Annotated in this window: 17 protein-coding genes and 1 riboswitch; of the genes, 3 read left to right on the top strand and 14 right to left on the bottom strand. The window is 43.9% G+C overall.

Features of this window, described 5'->3' with window-relative positions; all coding sequences use genetic code 11:
- Positions 1-321: 321 nt before the first annotated feature.
- Together OCW38_RS04900 and pta are read left to right on the top strand one after the other, a co-directional pair.
- Complete coding sequence (locus OCW38_RS04900) at positions 322-1,518, top strand: acetate kinase (protein ID WP_010437209.1); 1,197 nt, start codon at positions 322-324, stop codon at positions 1,516-1,518.
- A 147-nt stretch (positions 1,519-1,665) separates the two neighbouring features.
- Complete coding sequence (gene pta, locus OCW38_RS04895; protein ID WP_010437208.1) at positions 1,666-3,831, top strand: phosphate acetyltransferase; 2,166 nt, start codon at positions 1,666-1,668, stop codon at positions 3,829-3,831.
- A 67-nt stretch (positions 3,832-3,898) separates the two neighbouring features.
- On the opposite strand, the gene OCW38_RS04890 is transcribed toward pta, so the two are convergent.
- From OCW38_RS04890 to moaA, 11 genes are all read right to left on the bottom strand, one after another.
- Positions 3,899-4,837 (bottom strand): glutathione S-transferase family protein, encoded by a 939-nt coding sequence (locus OCW38_RS04890; RefSeq protein ID WP_010437206.1) that lies wholly within the window; start codon positions 4,835-4,837, stop codon positions 3,899-3,901.
- Positions 4,838-5,191: 354 nt separating this feature from the next.
- Positions 5,192-6,178 (bottom strand): murein tripeptide/oligopeptide ABC transporter ATP binding protein OppF, encoded by a 987-nt coding sequence (gene oppF / locus OCW38_RS04885; protein ID WP_010437204.1) that lies wholly within the window; start codon positions 6,176-6,178, stop codon positions 5,192-5,194.
- Positions 6,175-7,146, bottom strand: coding sequence for an ABC transporter ATP-binding protein (oppD, locus tag OCW38_RS04880; protein WP_010437202.1), 972 nt, complete (start codon positions 7,144-7,146; stop codon positions 6,175-6,177). The genes oppF and oppD overlap by 4 nt, the downstream gene beginning before the upstream one ends.
- A 42-nt stretch (positions 7,147-7,188) precedes the next feature.
- Positions 7,189-8,091 carry an oligopeptide ABC transporter permease OppC gene (oppC, locus tag OCW38_RS04875; protein WP_010437200.1) on the bottom strand — a complete coding sequence of 301 codons (903 nt, stop codon included), beginning with the start codon at positions 8,089-8,091 and terminating at the stop codon, positions 7,189-7,191.
- 14 nt (positions 8,092-8,105) lie between these two features.
- Entirely contained in the window at positions 8,106-9,026 is a 921-nt protein-coding gene (gene oppB, locus OCW38_RS04870; protein ID WP_010437199.1) for an oligopeptide ABC transporter permease OppB, read from the bottom strand.
- Between the two features lie 103 nt (positions 9,027-9,129).
- The gene (locus tag OCW38_RS04865; protein ID WP_261895281.1) at positions 9,130-10,761 is read right to left on the bottom strand and encodes an ABC transporter substrate-binding protein; all 1,632 of its coding nucleotides are present in this window, start codon (positions 10,759-10,761) and stop codon (positions 9,130-9,132) included.
- Between the two features lie 681 nt (positions 10,762-11,442).
- Positions 11,443-11,916 carry a molybdopterin synthase catalytic subunit MoaE gene (moaE, locus tag OCW38_RS04860; protein ID WP_016783809.1) on the bottom strand — a complete coding sequence of 158 codons (474 nt, stop codon included), beginning with the start codon at positions 11,914-11,916 and terminating at the stop codon, positions 11,443-11,445.
- Positions 11,917-11,918: 2 nt separating this feature from the next.
- Complete coding sequence (gene moaD / locus OCW38_RS04855) at positions 11,919-12,164, bottom strand: molybdopterin synthase sulfur carrier subunit (RefSeq protein WP_016783808.1); 246 nt, start codon at positions 12,162-12,164, stop codon at positions 11,919-11,921.
- Entirely contained in the window at positions 12,161-12,640 is a 480-nt protein-coding gene (gene moaC, locus OCW38_RS04850) for a cyclic pyranopterin monophosphate synthase MoaC (RefSeq protein WP_004734026.1), read from the bottom strand. Before moaC ends, moaD begins: the two co-directional genes overlap by 4 nt.
- Before the next feature lie 12 nt (positions 12,641-12,652).
- On the bottom strand, positions 12,653-13,165 hold the full coding sequence (moaB, locus tag OCW38_RS04845) for a molybdenum cofactor biosynthesis protein B (protein ID WP_010437177.1): 513 nt from the start codon (positions 13,163-13,165) through the stop codon (positions 12,653-12,655).
- Positions 13,166-13,254: 89 nt separating this feature from the next.
- Positions 13,255-14,244 carry a GTP 3',8-cyclase MoaA gene (moaA, locus tag OCW38_RS04840; protein WP_010437176.1) on the bottom strand — a complete coding sequence of 330 codons (990 nt, stop codon included), beginning with the start codon at positions 14,242-14,244 and terminating at the stop codon, positions 13,255-13,257.
- Positions 14,233-14,385, bottom strand: a riboswitch (molybdenum cofactor riboswitch). (Overlaps the previous gene by 12 nt.)
- A gap of 194 nt (positions 14,386-14,579) precedes the next feature.
- On the opposite strand from moaA, the gene OCW38_RS04835 reads away from it, so the two are divergent.
- Positions 14,580-15,443: a YvcK family protein gene (locus OCW38_RS04835; RefSeq protein WP_261895278.1), complete on the top strand. Its 864-nt coding sequence runs from the start codon at positions 14,580-14,582 to the stop codon at positions 15,441-15,443.
- Between the two features lie 104 nt (positions 15,444-15,547).
- Here the strand turns inward: OCW38_RS04835 and luxU are convergent, their stop codons facing one another.
- From luxU to uvrB, 3 genes are all read right to left on the bottom strand, one after another.
- Complete coding sequence (luxU, locus tag OCW38_RS04830) at positions 15,548-15,892, bottom strand: quorum-sensing phosphorelay protein LuxU (RefSeq protein WP_010437174.1); 345 nt, start codon at positions 15,890-15,892, stop codon at positions 15,548-15,550.
- 24 nt (positions 15,893-15,916) lie between these two features.
- Positions 15,917-17,305 carry a quorum-sensing sigma-54 dependent transcriptional regulator LuxO gene (luxO, locus tag OCW38_RS04825; protein WP_010437172.1) on the bottom strand — a complete coding sequence of 463 codons (1,389 nt, stop codon included), beginning with the start codon at positions 17,303-17,305 and terminating at the stop codon, positions 15,917-15,919.
- Positions 17,306-17,607: 302 nt separating this feature from the next.
- The gene (gene uvrB / locus OCW38_RS04820) at positions 17,608-19,638 is read right to left on the bottom strand and encodes an excinuclease ABC subunit UvrB (RefSeq protein ID WP_016767675.1); all 2,031 of its coding nucleotides are present in this window, start codon (positions 19,636-19,638) and stop codon (positions 17,608-17,610) included.
- Positions 19,639-19,920: the final 282 nt, after the last annotated feature.

Below are 19,920 nucleotides of genomic sequence, written 5' to 3'. Positions count from 1 at the left end.
AGTTGAAATCATCAACTAAAAACACAAAAATTTGACGAAAAATAATATTCTTTCAAATTTTTTTGTTATATTTGCACAATATCGCTATTATTTGCAGACCTCAATCTCATTGTTGCCCTTATTTACAATTTAAGCAACTTTGGGACGACTTCTGCAAGGAATGCAAGAGCCTCTTTTCTTAAAAAGTGGCTTTCACTTTAATACGGAAATTAACGTTTTTTTGACCAAGGTTAGTACGCAAGCAACAGTGCTTCGTCTATTCTTGAGATTAATTTTCATCCTTAACTGATTTCGATCAGAAAAATAAACAGGTAGTCATTAATGTCTAAGCTAGTTTTAGTTTTAAACTGTGGTAGTTCTTCTCTTAAATTTGCTGTTGTTGATGCAGAAACAGGTGCTGAGCACCTAACTGGTCTTGCTGAATGTCTTGGTCTTCCAGAAGCTCGTATGAAATGGAAACTTGACGGCAAGCACGAAGCACAACTAGGTGCGGGCGCAGCTCACGTAGAAGCACTATCTTTCATGGTAGAAACTATTCTTGCTTCTAAGCCTGAGCTTAAAGCTAACCTTGGCGCTATCGGTCACCGTATCGTTCACGGTGGCGAGCAGTTCACTTCTTCTGCACTTATCACTGATGAAGTGCTTAAGGGTATTCAAGACGCTGCGACTTTCGCACCTCTTCACAACCCAGCTCATCTTATCGGTATTGAAGCGGCTCAACAAAACTTCCCAGGCCTTAAAAACGTTGCTGTTTTTGACACTGCATTCCACCAAACAATGCCTTCTGAGTCTTACCTATACGCTCTGCCGTACAACCTGTACAAAGAGCACGGCATCCGTCGTTACGGCATGCACGGTACTTCTCACCTATTCATCACTCGTGAAGTTGCAGGCCTACTAAACAAGCCAGTTGAAGAAGTTAACATCATCAACTGTCACCTAGGTAACGGCGCTTCTGTATGTGCAATCAAGAACGGTCAATCTGTAGATACTTCTATGGGTCTTACTCCTCTTGAAGGTCTTGTAATGGGTACTCGTTGTGGTGACCTAGATCCTGCGATTATCTTCCACCTACACGATGCTCTTGGTTACTCTGTTGAAGAAATCAACAACATGCTGACTAAAGAGTCTGGTCTTGCTGGTCTAACTGAAGTGACTTCTGACTGTCGTTTCGTTGAAGACAACTACGGTGAGAAAGAAGAAGCAACTCGTGCAATGGACGTGTTCTGTCACCGTCTAGCTAAGTACGTTGCTGGTTACACTGCAACTCTAGAAGGTCGTCTAGACGCAATCACTTTCACTGGCGGTATCGGCGAGAACTCTGGCCCAATCCGTGAAATGGTTCTTAACCGCCTAGGCATCTTCGGCATCGAAGTTGACGGTGAAGCTAACCTTAAAGCTCGTTTCGGCGGCGAAGGTACTATCACTACAGCTAACAGCCGTATCCCTGCAATGGTTATCTCTACTAACGAAGAGCTAGTAATTGCTGAAGACACTGCGAAACTAGCAGGTCTTTAATTGATTTTCCTGACTAGCTTCACTCGAAGCTAGTCAGTTTTTCATATCAAGAAAATGGGGCTCAACTTCTATTCCTACCCCAATTTTAATATCGGTGGGAATAGCAGTTGAGCTTTTTTTATTTCCAATAGTTAAAGGTGTTCGTCAATGTCCCGTACTATTATGCTTATCCCTACAAGCGCTGGTGTTGGTCTTACTAGTGTTAGCATGGGTGTTCTTCGCGCTATGGAGCGTAAAGGCGTAAGTGTTTCTTTCTACAAGCCAATCGCTCAGCCTCGTAGCGGTGGTAACCAACCAGATCTAACGTCTACTATCATCAGCGCAAACAGCGACATTAAGATTGGTGAGCCAATCGCAATGACTAAAGCTGAAGCTTTGATCGGTAGTGAAAAAATGGACGAGCTTCTTGAGTCAGTTGTTGAGCAATACAACAAGATCAACAAAGACGCAGAAGTAACGCTAATCGAAGGCCTAGTTCCTACTCGTAAGCACCCATTTGCTAACCAAGTGAACGCGGAAATCGCGAAAACACTTGGTGCGGAGATCGTATTCGTTGCGACTCCTGGTACTGATAACCCTACTCAGCTTAAAGAGCGTATCGAAGTAGCATGTTCTAACTTCGGCGGTACTAAGAACAAGAACATCAAAGGCGTGATTATCAACAAGCTTAACGCTCCTGTTGATGAAGCTGGCCGTACTCGCCCTGACCTATCTGAAATCTTTGACGATGCAGATAGCGCTCAACAAGCGAACCTTGAAGTAATGCAAATCTTCAACTCTAGTCCTATCCGTGTTCTTGGCTGTGTGCCATGGAGCATCGATCTAATCGCAACTCGTGCGGTTGATATGGCTAAACACCTTAACGCTGAAATCGTTAACGAAGGTGAAATCTCTACTCGTCGTATTAAGAGCATCACTTTCTGTGCACGTTCTTTACCGCACATGATTGAGCACTTCAAGCCAGGTTCACTGCTAGTAACTTCTGCAGACCGCCCTGACGTTATCGTTGCTGCGGCTCTTGCTGCGAAAAACGGTGTTGAAATTGGCGCAATCCTACTGACTGGCGGTTACGACATTCCAGAAAGTATTGCTAACCTTTGTGCACCTGCATTCGCTTCAGGTCTACCGATCTTTAAGGCGCAAGGTAACACTTGGCAGACGTCTCTTAACCTACAGAGCTTCAACCTAGAAGTACCTGCAGACGATAAAGAGCGTATCGAGTTCGTTAACGATCACGTTGCAAGCCACATTGATGGCCCTTGGATTGATTCTCTATCTGAAGGCACTCAAGGTATTCGCCGTCTAAGCCCACCAGCATTCCGTTACCAGTTAACAGAATTCGCTCGTAAAGCGGCTAAGCGCATCGTTCTTCCTGAAGGTGATGAGCCACGTACTGTTAAAGCTGCATCTATCTGTGCTGAACGCGGTATCGCAACATGTGTACTTCTTGGTAACCCTGAAGAAATCCGTCGCGTTGCTGCACAGCAAGGTGTTGAGCTAGGCGCTGGCGTTGAGATCATCGATTCTGCTTCAGTTCGCGAAAACTACGTAGCTCGTCTAGTAGAACTTCGTGGCGCTAAGGGTATGACTGAAGTTGTTGCTCGTGAGAAGCTAGAAGATTCAGTATTCCTAGGCACTATGATGCTTGAAGCTGGTGAAGTTGACGGCCTAGTTTCTGGTGCTGTTCACACAACGGCGAACACAATCGTTCCTCCGTTCCAGATCATCAAGACTGCTCCTGATGCTTCTATCGTATCTTCAATCTTCTTCATGCTTCTGCCTGATCAAGTGCTTGTATACGGTGACTGTGCGATCAACCCAGATCCAACAGCTGAACAGCTTGCTGAAATCGCTATCCAATCTGCAGATTCTGCTGCGGCATTCGGTATCGACCCACGTGTTGCTATGATCTCTTACTCTACTGGTGAATCTGGTAAAGGTGCAGACGTAGATAAAGTACGTGAAGCAACCAAACTTGCTCAAGAGAAACGTCCTGATCTAGTGATCGACGGCCCTCTTCAGTACGACGCAGCAATCATGGAAAACGTAGCCGCTTCTAAAGCGCCTAACTCTCCAGTTGCAGGTAAAGCGACAGTATTCGTATTCCCAGACCTAAACACGGGTAACACGACTTACAAAGCGGTACAGCGTTCAGCAGACCTAGTGTCTATCGGTCCAATGCTTCAAGGTATGCGCAAGCCAGTAAATGACTTGTCTCGTGGTGCTCTAGTAGACGATATCGTTTACACAGTAGCTCTAACAGCTATCCAAGCAGACCAAGCCGCTCAAGCTGAAGAAAAAGTAATTAACTAATTTTTCTTTTGTAGAAAGCAAAAAACCCTAGATTCTTATCTAGGGTTTTTTTATGTCGAGGATTAATCTAACCTCGCCCGTGGGCTGATTCTAAATCTAGCGTTGGTCCTTTTGGTACAACTTGAGTTGGGTTGATACCTGTGTGACTGTAGTAATAGTGACGCTTTATATGGTAAAAGTCGGTCGTCTCTTTGATTCCCTTCACTTGATACAACTCTTTTAGATAACCTTGAATATGGACGTAATCAGCAATGCGCTGTTTATTGCACTTGAAATGCCCGACATAGACCGCATCAAATCGAACCAGAGTGGTAAATAATCTCCAATCTGCTTCTGTAATCTCGTTACCCGCTAGATAACGGTGCTCACTAAGGTGGGCGTCAACTTTATCTAAAGCTTCAAACAACGAGTCATACGCTTCTTCGTAGGCTTCTTGTGTTGTCGCAAAGCCCGTTCGGTATACACCATTATTGATATTCGGATAAATATAATCGTTCCACTGATCAATCTTGCTCGCTAATTCCCACGGGTAGTAATCGTCTGTGTTGCCCGTTAACTCATTAAATTCTGAGTTGAACATGCGGATAATCTCAGAGGACTCGTTACTTACAATGGTGTTTGTTTTCTTATCCCATAACACAGGTACCGTTACCCGGCCAGAGTAATCAGGCTTAGCTTGAGTGTAGATTTGGTGCATACGAGTATGACCGAACAGAGGTTCAGGTAACCCCATTTGCCAACCTTCACTCATCATGTCTGGACAGACTACCGTCACATCAATATGATCGGTTAGGTCTTTCAGCTCACGAAAGATCAGAGTTCGGTGCGCCCAAGGGCAAGCTAATGATACATATAAATGATAACGGCCGCTTTCTGGCTGAAATTGTGCGCCCGACTTGTTCTCTACCCAGCTTCGAAAGCCAGCATCTTCACGAACAAATTTGCCGCCACTTTCCTTAGTGTCGTACCAAACATCATGCCATACACCTTCAACTAACTTACCCATATCCAAACCTCTGTCATCCAAAATTTTATATACCAATCACAGTAAGTAAATGTTCAGAAATAGCGCAGAAAAAGGCTTGAGAACAAGGCAGAATTTTTCTGTTAGTAGTTATTCTACAATCAAAAATTCTAACGCCGTTATCAAGCGTTTTAACAAGCTAGGATGAGCAGTTATTTACTACGATTAGTATTAGTATAAAAAAAGCCCACGGTTTCAAAACCAGAAGAAGTTGGCTTAGTTGTTCGAATTATTTGATGAAGCTTGTTCAGCGTGAAAGTCTAGACACAAAAAAAGCGCAACTCATAAAAAAGTTGCGCTTAAGCCTGTCACAGGCTGAACCGTTTTAAATGGGTTCTAGACTTGTACGTGCAAGCAAGATACTGCGTGTACGTCATCGCCTTGAATTGTTGGCTTAGTTTGAGCACAAGCCTCAGTTGCTTGTGGGCAACGAGTACGGAACACACAACCTGACGGTGGATTGATTGGTGAAGGTAAATCACCTTCCAACATCTGAATCGTTTTGCTGCGCTCTAAGCGAGGATCTGGAATAGGAACAGCAGACATCAACGCTTTGGTGTATGGGTGCTTAGGATCGGAGAACAAAGCATCTGATTCACCAAGTTCTACCGCATTACCCAAATACATCACCAATACACGGTCAGAGATGTGTTTCACAACCGACAAATCGTGCGCGATGAATACCAAAGACAAACCTAGCTCTTTCTGTAGTTCCATTAGAAGGTTTACTACTTGAGCTTGGATAGATACATCCAGAGCAGAAACCGGCTCATCACAGATGATCATCTTAGGCTTCAAGATAAGTGCACGCGCGATACCGATACGTTGACACTGACCACCAGAGAATTCATGTGGGTAACGGTTGATTACGTTGGGCAGTAGACCAACCTTTGCCATCATCTCTTTAACTCGATCTTTCACTTCCTGTTTAGAAAGCTCAGGATAGAAAGTTTGTAGAGGCTCAGCAATGATGTCTCCAACTGACATGCGCGGGTTAAGCGATGCTAGCGGGTCTTGGAAGATCATCTGAATCTCTTTACGAGTCTCACGACGCTTCACTTCCTGCATCTTAGTCAGGTCTTGACCTAACCACATAACTTCGCCTTCAGTTGCCTCAACTAAACCAATAATTGCGCGGGCAAATGTTGATTTACCACAGCCAGACTCACCTACTACACCCAGAGTCTCACCTTCGTAAAGGTGAACATCCACACCATCAACCGCTTTAAGGTTTGATGGTTTCGCCCAAGGCCAAGCAGACTTAGCCGCAATGCTAAAGTGAACCTTAAGGTTTTTAATATCTAATAGTAATTCTTTACTCATTTTGTCCAAGTCTCCCAATCAGAAAAACAAGCACGCTGACGGTCTTTAGCAAATGGCTGCAAAATCGGTGCTTCTTGCTTACAACGGTCCATTACGCGGTGACAGCGGTCTTGGTAAGGACAACCTGTCGGTAGGCGAAGTAAGTTGGGTGGGTTTCCTGGAATCGTCGGTAAAATTTCACCTTCGGTATCCAAACGAGGAATTGCTTTAAGCAGGCCTTCCGCATAGGGATGGCTTGGCTCATAGAAGATTTCATCAACCGTGCCGTATTCCATAGTACGACCTGCGTACATCACCAATACTTTGTCACAAGAACCAGCAACCACACCCAAGTCATGGGTGATCATGATAATCGCAGTATTAAACTCATCTTTAAGCTCGTTCAGCAATTCCATGATTTGCGCTTGAATAGTTACATCCAACGCCGTTGTTGGTTCATCCGCGATAAGCAGTTTCGGACGACACAGCAGGGCCATTGCAATCATCACACGTTGACGCATACCGCCAGAAAATTCGTGTGGATACATGGTAATACGTTTACGTGCTTCAGGGATTTTCACCGCTTCAAGCATGCGTACTGATTCTTCGAACGCTTCCGCTTTACCCATACCTTTATGCAGCATGAGAACTTCCATCAACTGATCACATACTTTCATGTAAGGGTTCAGTGAGGTCATTGGATCTTGGAAGATCATCGCGATCTGTTCAGCGCGAACTTTGTTCAATTCTTTCTCAGGTAGGTTGAGAATTTCGTTGCCTTCAAACTTTGCACTGCCTGAGATGATGCCGTTCTTAGCCAGCAACCCCATCAGTGCAAATACCGTTTGAGACTTTCCCGAACCTGACTCACCAACGATACCTAGCGTTTCGCCTTGGTTGAGTGAGAAATTCAGGTCGTTTACTGCGGTTACGGTACCATCTTGCGTGGTAAATTCGACGCGCAGATCTTTGACATCTAATAAGCTCATTATTGCTTCCTTAATCTTTTATAGCTTTTAATTGCTATTTCGTTATCTGTCTTTTGGATCAAGCGCGTCGCGCAGACCATCACCTACGTAGTTAAAGCAGAACAGGGTAACTACCATGAATGCTGCTGGAAATGCCAGTTGCCAGATAGCAACTTCCATTGTTTGCGAGCCTTCTTGTAACAGCGCGCCCCAACTTGTCATAGGCTCTTGAACACCAAGACCAAGGAAAGATAAGAATGATTCTGTAAGGATCATGCTTGGAATAAGTAGCGTTGAGTAAACCGCAACAATACCCAATACGTTTGGTACGATATGGCGTGTAATGATTTTCCATTTGCTGACACCACATACGTGAGCAGCTTCAATGAACTCTTTACTACGTAAACTCAATGTTTGGCCACGTACAATACGCGCCATATCGAGCCAAGCAATAGCACCGATAGCAACAAAGATCAGTACGATGTTACGACCAAAGAACGTTACCAGTACGATTACTAGGAACATGAATGGCACCGCGTATAGGATCTCCAGGATTCGCATCATTACTCGGTCAGTGCGACCGCCAATGAAGCCTGAAGCTGCACCGTAAAGCGTACCAATCAGTACCGCTACGAATGCACCCATCACACCTACCATAAGAGATATACGGCCGCCAATCATCGTACGAACATATAGGTCACGACCTAAACTGTCGGTACCAAACCAATGATCCACGCTTGGTGCTGCATGCATTGCGTACCAGTCAGTATCATCATAAGCATGCTGTGCTAGCATCGGTAAGAAAATGACCGATAGCACCATGAGCGTAAGGATAAATAGACTGACCATTGCCGCTTTGTTACGCATAAAACGAATACGCGCATCTTGCCACAAACTGCGACCTTCAATTTCCAAACTCTCAGAGAATTTTTCGATCGCTTCTAAGTTTTCTTTTTTCTTCAACATAACCATGCGTCCTGCTAGTAGCGAATTTTCGGGTCTATAAGCGCTAGTAAAATATCAACGATCGCGTTGAATAAGATAAATAGGAAACCAATCAAAATGGTTACACCCATTACTAGCGAATAGTCACGGTTAAACGCGGCGTTAACAAACAGTTTGCCGATACCCGGTAGGCCGAAGATGGTTTCAACGACAACTGAACCTGTAATGATACCTACGAACGCAGGTCCCATATAAGAAACAACAGGAAGCAGGGCTGGTTTAAGTGCATGTTTAAGAACAATGTAACGGTAACTTAGACCTTTTGCGCGAGCCGTTCGAATAAAGTTACTGTTTAGAGTTTCAATCATGCTACCACGAGTGATACGAGCAAAAGTGGCTACGTACAGAAGAGACATCGCAATAACTGGCAGGACGATGTACATATAAGTACCCCCGTGCCAACCACCTGCTGGAAATATATGCCAGTGTAGAGAGAATAGGTAAATAAGCGCTGGTGCCAACACGAAGGACGGCATGACCACCCCGAGCATGGCAGTCGACATTATGGTGTAGTCGACCCAGGTGTTGTGTTTCAATGCGGCAATGGTTCCGACCGATACCCCCATAATCAGGGTAAAGATAAAGGCAACAAAACCGACCTTCGCAGATACAGGAAGCGCAACTGCGATCAGCTCATTTACGGTGTAATCTTGATATTTGAATGATGGACCAAAGTCACCTTGAACGATGTTAGTCAAGTACGTTGTGTACTGTTCAAATACAGGTTTATCTAAGCCGTATTTAGCTTCGATGTTAGCCATAACTTCTGGCGGTAATGGGCGTTCGCTCGAAAACGGGTTACCCGGTGCGAAACGCATGAGAAAGAAAGATATAGTGATCAACACCAACATGGTTGGAATCGCTTCGAATATCCTTTTCATAATGAATTTAAGCATAAACTCACTCTTTTCAGTCTGTGACAATTAAAAATTAAATAGACACTGCGTGCGATTTCTCGCACACAGGTCTAAGTTAGTTATATTTTATTTTTATAGGAGGTTATTTTGCTTTGATATAAAGATCTTTTGAATAGATCTTATCTTCGGCGTTACCTTCTGGGTAACCACCTAGCTGAGGTGATACAAGACGTGTTGTAACGTACTGGTAGACTGGAGCAATTGGCATGTCTTTAGCTAGCAATTTTTCTGCTTCGATATATAGCTTAGTACGCTCTTCTTCTGAAGTAGAGCTTAGTGCTTTATCGATAATCTTGTCATAGTCTGCGCTCTTATAGTGCTGACCAGCAGTTGTATTTTGGCTAACCATCAATGTTAGGAATGAAGATGCTTCATTGTAGTCACCACACCAACCTGCACGAGCAACGTCAAAGTTACCAGTATCTTTACTGTCTAGGTATGATTTCCACTCTTGGTTTTCGAGTTTCGCGTTAATACCAAGCTCTTTCTTCCACATTGATGCGATTGCTACAGCAAGCTTCTTGTGATTTTCAGACGTGTTGTAAAGCAGGTTGAATTCAAGTGGGTTGCTCTTCGTGTAGCCAGCTTCTTCAAGAAGACGTTTCGCTTCAGCAATACGCTCTTTTTGAGAAAGTTGACCATACTCTGGAGTTACCGGGTCAAAACCAGCAGTAATTTCAGGAGTCAAGAAGTAAGCTGGTTTTTGGCCTTGACCAAGAATCGCTTTCGTCACGATGTCACGGTCCATCGCATAAGACATTGCTTTACGAACACGTACATCGTCGAAAGGTGCTTTCTGTGCATTAAATTGGTAGTAATAAGTACACAGGTTACCCTTAATGTTTACATCTTCTGGATACTCTTTCTGTAAGCGACGGAAGTGCTCGTTAGGCACTTCGCATGTGAAATCTAGTTCGCCAGAAAGGAAGCGGTTCATTTCCGCAACTTGGTTCTCAATTGGTAGGAATGTTACTTTGTTAAGAACTGTATGTTCGTTATCCCAGTAATTTTCGTTGCGTACTAGTTCAAGACGCTCGTTAACTACCCATTGATTTGGAACAAATGCACCATTACCAACAAAGTTTTCAGGCTTAGTCCACTGGTCACCGAATTTTTCAACAGTTGCTTTATGTACTGGCTTCACTGTTGTGTGACCCATCATCATTACGAAATATGGGACAGCTGTATCTAATGTCACTTCTAACGTGTAGTCATCTAAAGCTTTTACGCCTAGTTCACTCTTGTCTTTCTTACCCGCGACGATATCTTTCGCATTCGCCATCTTGGTATATTCCATATACCAAGCGTATGGAGAAGCAGTTAAAGGATCAACGGCACGTTGGAAGCTGTAAACGAAGTCATTCGCCGTTACAGGATCGCCATTAGACCATTTAGCGTCTTTACGCAGGTGGAAAGTAAATGTTTTGTTGTCTGTCGTTTCCCAGCTTTCAGCTACTCCTGGGATAGTATTGCCGTCGCCATCTTGGTTCACTAAACCTTCTAGAAGGTCACGAATTACGTGAGATTCTGGTACACCTTGAGATTTGTGAGGGTCGAGTGTTGCTACTTCAGTACCGTTACCACGAACCAGTTCCTGAACTTTTGCTAGTTCAGTGCCTGCTGGAACTTCAGCAGCGATAGAAAGAGTAGAAGTGGCAGCCACTGCCAAACCAGCACCTAGAAGAAGGGCTTGAGTGATTTTATTCTTGTACATTTAATAAACTCCAAGTTTTTCGTATTGCATCCATGACTTCTTTGCTAGGTTCACTGAACGGCAGTGATTTAGATTTATTTAGCTCAAAATATAAGCATAAAAACCTAAAACCTTACAAAGATTGAGGCACACACTATCAACCATTGAAGTAATTTGCCATAAACAAGCCGCAAAAAATCGGATAATTCTCCGAAATATTCAAGGTGTCAGTGTATTAATCTAATAAAACTCCAATACATAGTGAGTTACGCATAGGGATTTATTAAAAAACAGCCTTTAGTGTTGATGTATCTGTACTGATACTTTTTTTTAGCATCTTATGCTAGAACACGGCCAACAAATTAACATTAATGCCACATCAAATCTAATTGCACATCACATATCCCCTAAACAGACTGCACTATTTGTGAGGGTTATCACTTTATACAAAACAGCATAATACACTGCACCAAAACAGAAGAAATACTGCACCAATAAGGGCTAGTTTGTCATTAGAATTTATATTCACAGGAAGTGCTTAATCATTTATTAAAATACAATTTATTTATATATAACGCTATAACAAATACAAAAAAGCCGACTTAGGGAGTCGGCTTCGTTTATTTAAATAAGGACTACTAATTTCGTCAGGACTGTATATATCAGTTCCACTATTTAAAGACGTGACGAAATATTAACGGGCTATTTTTCCCAACGTTCTGCAGCCTTAGCATCGGAATCTCGCGAATCTACCCAACGAGTGGTTTCAGTAGTACGTTCTTTTTTCCAAAACGGCGCTTTGGTTTTCAGAAAGTCCATAACAAACTCACACGCTTCGAAGGCAGCGTCACGATGCGCACTGGATACACCAACGTAAACAATCTGGTCACCGATATCTAGGTCACCCACGCGGTGAATCACTCGCATCTTCTCAATCGGCCAGCGAGCTTCAGCTTGGTCGCAAATCTCGCTCAGCGACTTCTCTGTCATACCCGGATAATGCTCTAGAGACAAACCAATTACGTTGTCGCCAAGATTCATGTCGCGAACTTTACCAACAAACGTCACTACCGCTCCTGCAGCTGTACCTTGAGCTAGATAATCGTATTCGTCACCCACAGAAAAGTCTTCAGCAGTAACTACTACTCTGGGATCAATAACTCGAGAGTCATTCATGGTTAACCTCCAGTAACTGGTGGGAAGAAAGCCACTTCATCGCCGTCTTTCACTTCAGTCGTCAAAGGTACGATTGATTGGTTAAGTGCTGCCAGCAGCTTGCCCTCTTCCAATGCGATATCCCATTTGCCTTCTTTTGTTACAAGGTGGCTGCGAATCGCTTCAATAGTATTGTATTGCGCATCGACTTCTAGGCTATCAACACCGACAAGTTCACGAGTTTGTGCAAAGAAAAGTACCGTAATCATGATTCCACCTTGAAGTGACCTGATTTACCACCCGTCTTCTCTAACAGGCGTACGTTCTCGATAACAATGTCTTTCTGAACAGCTTTACACATATCGTAAATCGTTAGCGCAGCAACAGAAGCAGCCGTTAGCGCTTCCATCTCAACGCCCGTCTTACCTGCAAGCTTACAAACAGATTCAATGCGAACCTTGTTTTCAGATTCGATAGCTTCTAGCTGCACTTCTACTTTAGTTAGTAGTAGAGGGTGGCACAGTGGAATCAAGTCCCAGGTCTTCTTCGCCGCTTGGATGCCAGCAATACGTGCCGTCGCAAAAACATCACCTTTATGGTGGCTACCAGAAACAATCAGCTCTAGCGTTTCTGCTGACATTTGAACGAAAGCTTCCGCTCTCGCTTCGCGTACAGTTTCCGCTTTAGCCGATACATCGACCATGTTCGCTTCGCCAGACGCATTAATGTGTGTAAATTGGCTCATACTCAAACCACCTTATACAGAAAGATGTGGCATAAAGTTACAAGGGCGGTGGCTAGCATCCATTTGTTGCTTGATGATCTTCGTCCAACCGGTGCGACAAGCACCTGTAGAACCTGGCATCGCAAAGATTACTGTGTGGTTAGCAAAGCCCGCAATCGCACGCGACTGAATTGTCGAAGTACCAATCTCTTCGTAAGACACTTGACGGAAAAGCTCACCAAAGCCTTCTACTTCTTTGTCGAATAGTGGCTTAAGTGCTTCAGGTGTACTGTCACGAGAAGTGAAACCCGTACCGCCAGTGATCATGATCGCTTGCACGCTGTCATCAGCGATCCACTGAGATACGATCGCGCGGATCTTGTACATATCGTCAATAACGATTTGCTTATCAACCACGTTGTGACCCGCTTCTTTAGCATGCTCAGCTAGGTAACCACCTGACGTGTCATTTTCTTCTGTACGTGTATCTGAAACCGTTAGTACTGCAATGTTTGCTGCTTGGAATTTGCTTTCTGCGTGACCCATTTGTTCACCTATATAAATTTTCAATGATTAGACTGATTCGCCCAGCCTAAGGAAGCTGAGCGATAAAATGCTTTAGAGTGTGTAGCGGGTTAACCGCCGATTGACGCCAAGTTTGGAGTCATGCCGCTGTTGCCATCGTGTAAGAAGTGGCTAACGGACTTAGTTTGAAGCTGAGCCTGAATTCGATCAATGAGCTCTTGCTCTTGTTGATCTTCTTGAATCAGATCTCGCAGTTCAACACCGTGGTCGCCAAACAGACATAGGTGAAGTTTACCGGTCGCTGAAACGCGCAGTCGGTTACAACTCTCACAAAAGTCTTTCTCATAAGGCATGATTAAACCGATTTCACCCTTGTAGTCTGGGTGGACAAACACTTGTGCCGGACCATCATTAACGGCTTTGACTTTTAATAGCCAACCATTAGCAATAAGCTGATTGCGAATCGCAACGCCAGAAACATGGTGTTTATCGAACAACTCGTCCATCTCGCCGGTTTTCATAAGCTCGATAAAACGTAATTGAATAGGTTTGTCTTTGATCCAATTAAGGAAGGCTGGTAACTCCTGACTATTGAGGTCTTTCATTAATACGACGTTTACTTTGACTTGTTCAAAGCCAACCTCAAACGCTTTATCAATACCTCGCATAACCTCTGTAAACTTATTCTCACCAGTGATCTGATGGAACATACGCGAATCTAAACTATCCACGCTAACGTTTATGTGGGTTAAACCAGCATCACGCCATTGCTCTACTTGTTTCTCCATGCGGTAGCCATTAGTTGTGGTGGCTACTTTTTCGATGCCAGGAGTAGAAGCGACGGTATGTATGATTTCAGGAAAGTCTTTACGCAGGCTCGGCTCTCCGCCTGTAATGCGGATCTTTGAGGTACCACAATCTGCAAACGCTTTAACAACGCGTTTGATCTCGGGAACACTTAAAAAAGACGAATTTTTTTGCCCTGACGGTTTATAACCATCTGGCAAGCAGTAAGTACATTTAAAGTTACAGACGTCTGTAACCGACAAGCGCAAGTAATAAAACTTGCGATGGAATCTATCTTCGAATTGTTGCGCCACGGAACACCTTTCCAAACACGGGAGGCATAATCATTTCCAATTAAGCCCTTGTGACAACATGTCACTGGCTCTTGATGCGTATCGGTACAGCAAATACCACTGTGCGACTTAGCATGCGAGAGCTCGGAGTTATGGCAACTGCACGTTATATTCACACACGCAGTAGCTGTGTAATAAAATACTTAATATTTGTACGTGAATCTAGCTCTGATGGTAAAAAACGGGCCACATCGGCAAAAAAAACGTATCAAACGCTCAAAATAACTCTTGTTGAGTATATAGCGAGAAGTATTTAACCTAAATTATAGTTGGTAATAATCTAACAAGAATAAAAAATGAATATTTACGCTTCAAAGAAAGTCGTAGCAATCGGTGGAGGCCATGGCTTAGGTCGTATGCTTGCTGCACTAAAAGACTTTGGTAACAACGCAACTGGCATTGTTGCAACAACGGATAATGGCGGCTCAACAGGACGAATTCGAGACTGCCAAGGTGGTATCGCTTGGGGAGATACACGCAACTGTATCAACCAATTAATAACAGAACCTTCAATTAGCTCGATGATGTTCGAATACCGCTTTCGCGGCCAAGGCGAACTCGACGGTCATAACTTAGGTAACCTAATGCTCACTGCATTAGACAACCTCTCGGTTCGCCCACTAGAAGCGATTAACCTAATTCGAAATATGCTCAAGGTCGATGTCAATATCGTCCCAATGACGGAGCACCCTTCTGACCTCACAGCCCTATCCATGGACGGTCGTTGGGTAACCGGCGAAACCAATGTTGATGACATGACCGAAAAGCTACGCATGATGGATTTGTCGCCAGAAGTCCCCGCAACCAAAGAAGCCGTTGCGGCCGTCGAACAAGCAGACTGTATCGTTCTTGGTCCTGGCAGCTTTCTGACCAGTGTGATGCCCCCGCTTCTTCTGCCTGAAATTGGTAAAGCAATCTCGGAGAACGCTAAGGCTAAAGTTATCTTCGTTGAAAACCTTTCGCCAGAGCACGGCCCTGCAGGGAAAATGACCCTTCAAGAACAATTAGAGTGGTGTGAGCGCACCTGTAAAGCGAGAAAAATCGATGTCGTGCTGGGCAATGCTCCACACCCTGAACTTGAAGGACTCTGGAACTGTATAACCACTGACCTTGCTTCTCCCAATCGAGATTGGCGACATGACCGTGTAAAGCTTCAGTAGGCAATTAGATTCCAGCTAGCCTAGGTCCATATTGATGATGTAAAAAAGGAGCATAACGCTCCTTTTTTTATGCCTGTATCTAGTATACGTCGCCATCAGCGGTTTTAGATGTCGGTCATCAACTGCTGATATTCCTGATAAGTTGTTAGCAACAGTTCTTGCATATTTTGAAAATCAACCTCTGTCACAGGCAAGGCTTGTTTTACTTTTGCATCCAAGCTGATCGCAAAACTGCACAATGAATCTGCGCCAAAACTCGCCGCACTGCTTTTAAGTGCATGGCTAATATCAGCCAAATATTTGGAAGTATCGTTATCTTTATTAAGCTCTAGATGCTCATAATAACCTTTCAATTCACCTAAAAAGATGTCCAATAAAACTGGCACATTCTCTGGCCCTATTTCACTGGCAAGCTCATCAACTTTTTGCTGATTTAATACTTTCGTCATTGTTCTTTTCTTATTGTTTAGTGACTACTGCTTCGCATTCCACGTTTGTAACTTACGATATATCGTCGATGGACTGACATCTAAGAAGCCTGCCGCACGAGGGATGTTGCCATCACATGCTTTTATGGCCTGTTCAATCGCTGTTTTTTCAGTGATCCACAATGGGAAAATGTCTTTTACAGTGATGTCTTCATTTTGCATCTCTTTCAACCGCAGACTGCTCTCAATCGGCTGGTTCAGTGGAGGTGGAAGCATGTTCAGGGTAATCTCTTTACCATTGTTCAGTACCACCACGTTTCGCAACACATTTTGTAGCTGACGAACGTTACCCGGCCACTCGTATTGGTTAAAGCGGTCCAGCACTTCCTGAGCAAAACGAACAAAGGCCTTACCTTCCTCAACAGACATGTAGCCCAGCAGTGAATATGCAATCTCGATAACATCCTCGCCACGCTCACGCAATGGCGGTAGGTGCAGTGGAATTACATATAAACGGTAGTATAAATCTTCTCTAAAGCGACCTTCTTGGACTTCTTTCCAAGGGTCTCGGTTGGTTGCACATACAAAACGAACATCCACACTCTTCATCTTCGAAGAGCCTACTTTTTGGAAAGTACCCGTTTGAATAAAACGCAAAAGCTTGGTTTGTAGCTCAAGATCCATCTCACACAACTCATCGAGGAACAAGGTTCCACCATCGGCAAGTTCAGCCGCACCTTGACGATCGGTTGCAGCGCCAGTAAAGGCACCTTTTACGTGACCAAACAGCTCACTTTCGATTAAATCTTTAGGAATAGCCGCACAGTTAATCGCAATGAATGGCTTATCACCACGCTTACTCGCCGCGTGAATCGCTTCTGCACACACCTCTTTTCCGGTACCACTTTCACCGGTAATGAAAATACTCGCTTTACTCGATGCCGCGGAATCGATTGTTCGATAAACCTGCTGCATGGTTTGGCTACTACCGATGAATCCTTGATAGTTTTGATTACCCGGGTTTTCAGAACTGTTCTTCAGTTTAGTGGCTTTGCGTATCGCGTTATTCACCGTGATACGGAGTCGATCGGCTTCACAAGGTTTAATAAGGAAATCTTGAGAACCATGACGCATGGCTTCTACTGCGGTATCGATAGAGCCGTGAGCCGTCATGAAGATAACGGGGACTTCTGGGTATTTTTGTTTTACAGCAAATAGTACGTCCATACCCGTCATATCAGGAAGGCGCAGATCTAATAAGATGAGGTCAGGGATTCGATGATTCAAACTCTCAATTGCATCGCGACCTGTGCCGACAATGTTGATATCAATTTCGAGCGGTGTAAGATACGAGCGATATAAAGCGGCGACCGAAGCCGTATCCTCCACCATCAACAAATACTTTGATTTGTTATCTAGCGTTTTTGATTGCATATCCTAGCCATTTATAATTTGCATTTCTTATTATAGTCGCATTCCGCTTTGCATTATGCAAATCAACCACGGTATTTGTATTATATTTCTCTACCTGCTTCAAATAATCAATGTATTAGCTACATGGCACGAACGATGCAACGGCTAGATTGACCTTCGGGTCACCTAGCCAACTGACGTTGTTAGTGGACTCAGTGTTCACAAACGTAAGCCAGTAGAACATTTACTACTGGCTGTTTTTTGTCTGAAACACTCTCCACTTTAAATTTTTCCGATATAAACTTCTTGAATAAGAATTGAGATTAGCTGTTGGTAATGAACTGCTTTCTCAACTGCTCTATCTCATCACGCTTTTGCGCCGCTAATTCAAATTCCAAGTTCTGAGCATGTTGATACATCGTAGCTTCTAGCTTACTGATCTCTTTATCAAGCTGCTGCGGGGTAAGCACGGTGTAATTTTCAGAAGGCTCGGCGACTTTCGATAGTGGAACCTGCTTAGATTGTCGCTGCTGTTTCGACTTAGTGAGATCACCCAGCTCCATAATATCTTTGATATTACGTTTCAGTGCTTGCGGAGTGATGCCTTGCTCTTCATTGTAAGCCTGTTGTTTCTCCCTGCGACGGTCGGTTTCATCAATCGCTTTTCTCATCGACTTAGTAATTGAGTCTCCATACAAGATCGCTCGACCCTCCAAGTTACGTGCCGCACGACCAATCGTTTGAATAAGAGAACGTTCAGATCGCAAGAAGCCCTCTTTGTCAGCATCAAGAATCGCCACCAGCGATACTTCAGGCATATCCAAACCTTCACGAAGTAAGTTAATACCCACTAACACATCAAACTCGCCCAAACGTAGATCTCGAATGATCTCGACACGCTCAACGGTGTCGATGTCTGAGTGTAAGTAACGCACTTTAACCCCGTGTTCACTGAGATACTCTGTTAAATCTTCTGCCATTCGTTTCGTTAGCGTCGTGACCAACACTCGCTCTTCCTTAACAGAGCGTATTCTTATCTCAGATAACAAGTCATCAACCTGAGTAGCAACCGGACGAACTTCAATAATAGGGTCAAGCAAACCCGTCGGACGAACCACTTGATCGGCAATTTCGCCATCTGATTTTTCTATCTCATAGTTACCAGGCGTTGCTGAAACGAATATCGTCTGCGGAGCGATCGATTCAAACTCGTCAAACTTCATAGGACGGTTATCCAGCGCAGAAGGCAGCCTGAAACCAAACTCAACCAAGGTTTCTTTCCGAGATCGGTCACCTTTATACATGGCACCAATTTGCGGCACCGTTACGTGTGACTCATCGATGATCAGCAGGCCATCGTTAGGTAAATAATCGAACAGCGTAGGGGGCGCTTCCCCTTCCGCACGACCGCTTAAGTATCGTGAATAGTTTTCGATACCCGAACAAAAGCCAAGCTCAGTCATCATCTCGATATCAAACTGTGTTCTTTGAGAGATACGTTGTTCTTCTAACAGTTTGTTGTTGTCTTTTAGGTATTGAGCCCTATCGCGCAATTCATCTTTAATCTTCTCAATCGCTTCAAGGATTTTTTCTCTTGGGGTTACATAGTGAGTTTTTGGATAGACCGTAAAGCGTGGTAAGTCTCTTTGCTTAATCGCACCAGTCAGTGGATCAAAAATACTAATACAATCGACTTCGTCATCGAACATCTCAATTCGAACCGCATCTTGGTCAGATTCAGCCGGGAAGATATCGATCACTTCACCACGAACACGGAACTGACCACGTTCAAAGGCGACATCGTTTCTTGAATATTGCAGCTCAGCCAAGCGGCGTAAAATATCACGCTGATCCATCACCTCACCGCGACTCAAATGAAGCATCATCTTCAAGTAAGACTTAGGATCACCAAGACCGTAGATAGCCGACACAGAAGCCACAATGATGGCGTCTTTTCGCTCGAGTAAGGCTTTGGTTGCCGAAAGCCTCATCTGTTCAATATGAGCGTTCACAGACGCATCTTTCTCGATGAACGTGTCCGTGGTTGGAACGTAGGCTTCAGGTTGGTAGTAATCGTAGTAAGAAACGAAATACTCAACGGCATTGTTTGGAAAGAAAGATTTCATCTCACCGTAAAGTTGAGCCGCCAATGTCTTATTAGGCGCTAACAGGATCGCAGGTCTTTGAGATTGGGAAATGACGTTGGCAAGAGTAAAGGTTTTACCAGAGCCTGTTACCCCTAATAAAGTTTGATGTGCCAAACCGGAATCTAGTCCGTCCAATAATTTGGTTATCGCAGTCGGCTGGTCACCGGACGGGCTGTAGTCCGATACCAAGTCAAAGAGTTTACTCATAGGTCGCCATTTCCATACTGTTTTTATAATCAGGTCATTGTCACTCTAGGAGGAGTGTCGTTGCAACTATTATCTAGAGAAACGCATCTTAAGATCTGATATCAGTTATAGCTTTTATTTTTATAACTTGGTATTATCCGTGCCCCTGCAAAGTTTCTTCAGCTATATTACTCTAATTTTAATCCACTACTTTTCCCCAAAAAATCTAAAAATACCGCTTGTTCTGCTGTTTTCTTTATAATCTAAAAAAGTTATACAACAGCGATATTTCAATACAAACTC

The organism is Vibrio cyclitrophicus (assembly GCF_024347435.1).
In the GTDB taxonomy this organism is placed as follows: domain Bacteria; phylum Pseudomonadota; class Gammaproteobacteria; order Enterobacterales; family Vibrionaceae; genus Vibrio; species Vibrio cyclitrophicus.
This window is presented reverse-complemented; position numbering and strand designations above follow the sequence as displayed.

Coding starts and splice junctions, on each gene's coding strand:
- OCW38_RS04900 (WP_010437209.1), top strand. CDS start 322: ATGTCTAAGCTAGTTTTAGTTTTAAACTGTGGTAGTTCTTCTCTTAAA.
- oppB (WP_010437199.1), bottom strand. CDS start 9,026: ATGCTTAAATTCATTATGAAAAGGATATTCGAAGCGATTCCAACCATG.
- moaE (WP_016783809.1), bottom strand. CDS start 11,916: ATGAATGACTCTCGAGTTATTGATCCCAGAGTAGTAGTTACTGCTGAA.
- moaB (WP_010437177.1), bottom strand. CDS start 13,165: ATGGGTCACGCAGAAAGCAAATTCCAAGCAGCAAACATTGCAGTACTA.
- oppF (WP_010437204.1), bottom strand. CDS start 6,178: ATGAGTAAAGAATTACTATTAGATATTAAAAACCTTAAGGTTCACTTT.
- uvrB (WP_016767675.1), bottom strand. CDS start 19,638: ATGAGTAAACTCTTTGACTTGGTATCGGACTACAGCCCGTCCGGTGAC.
- oppD (WP_010437202.1), bottom strand. CDS start 7,146: ATGAGCTTATTAGATGTCAAAGATCTGCGCGTCGAATTTACCACGCAA.
- OCW38_RS04835 (WP_261895278.1), top strand. CDS start 14,580: ATGAATATTTACGCTTCAAAGAAAGTCGTAGCAATCGGTGGAGGCCAT.
- luxO (WP_010437172.1), bottom strand. CDS start 17,305: ATGCAATCAAAAACGCTAGATAACAAATCAAAGTATTTGTTGATGGTG.
- OCW38_RS04865 (WP_261895281.1), bottom strand. CDS start 10,761: ATGTACAAGAATAAAATCACTCAAGCCCTTCTTCTAGGTGCTGGTTTG.
- OCW38_RS04890 (WP_010437206.1), bottom strand. CDS start 4,837: ATGGGTAAGTTAGTTGAAGGTGTATGGCATGATGTTTGGTACGACACT.
- oppC (WP_010437200.1), bottom strand. CDS start 8,091: ATGTTGAAGAAAAAAGAAAACTTAGAAGCGATCGAAAAATTCTCTGAG.
- luxU (WP_010437174.1), bottom strand. CDS start 15,892: ATGACGAAAGTATTAAATCAGCAAAAAGTTGATGAGCTTGCCAGTGAA.
- pta (WP_010437208.1), top strand. CDS start 1,666: ATGTCCCGTACTATTATGCTTATCCCTACAAGCGCTGGTGTTGGTCTT.
- moaC (WP_004734026.1), bottom strand. CDS start 12,640: ATGAGCCAATTTACACACATTAATGCGTCTGGCGAAGCGAACATGGTC.
- moaD (WP_016783808.1), bottom strand. CDS start 12,164: ATGATTACGGTACTTTTCTTTGCACAAACTCGTGAACTTGTCGGTGTT.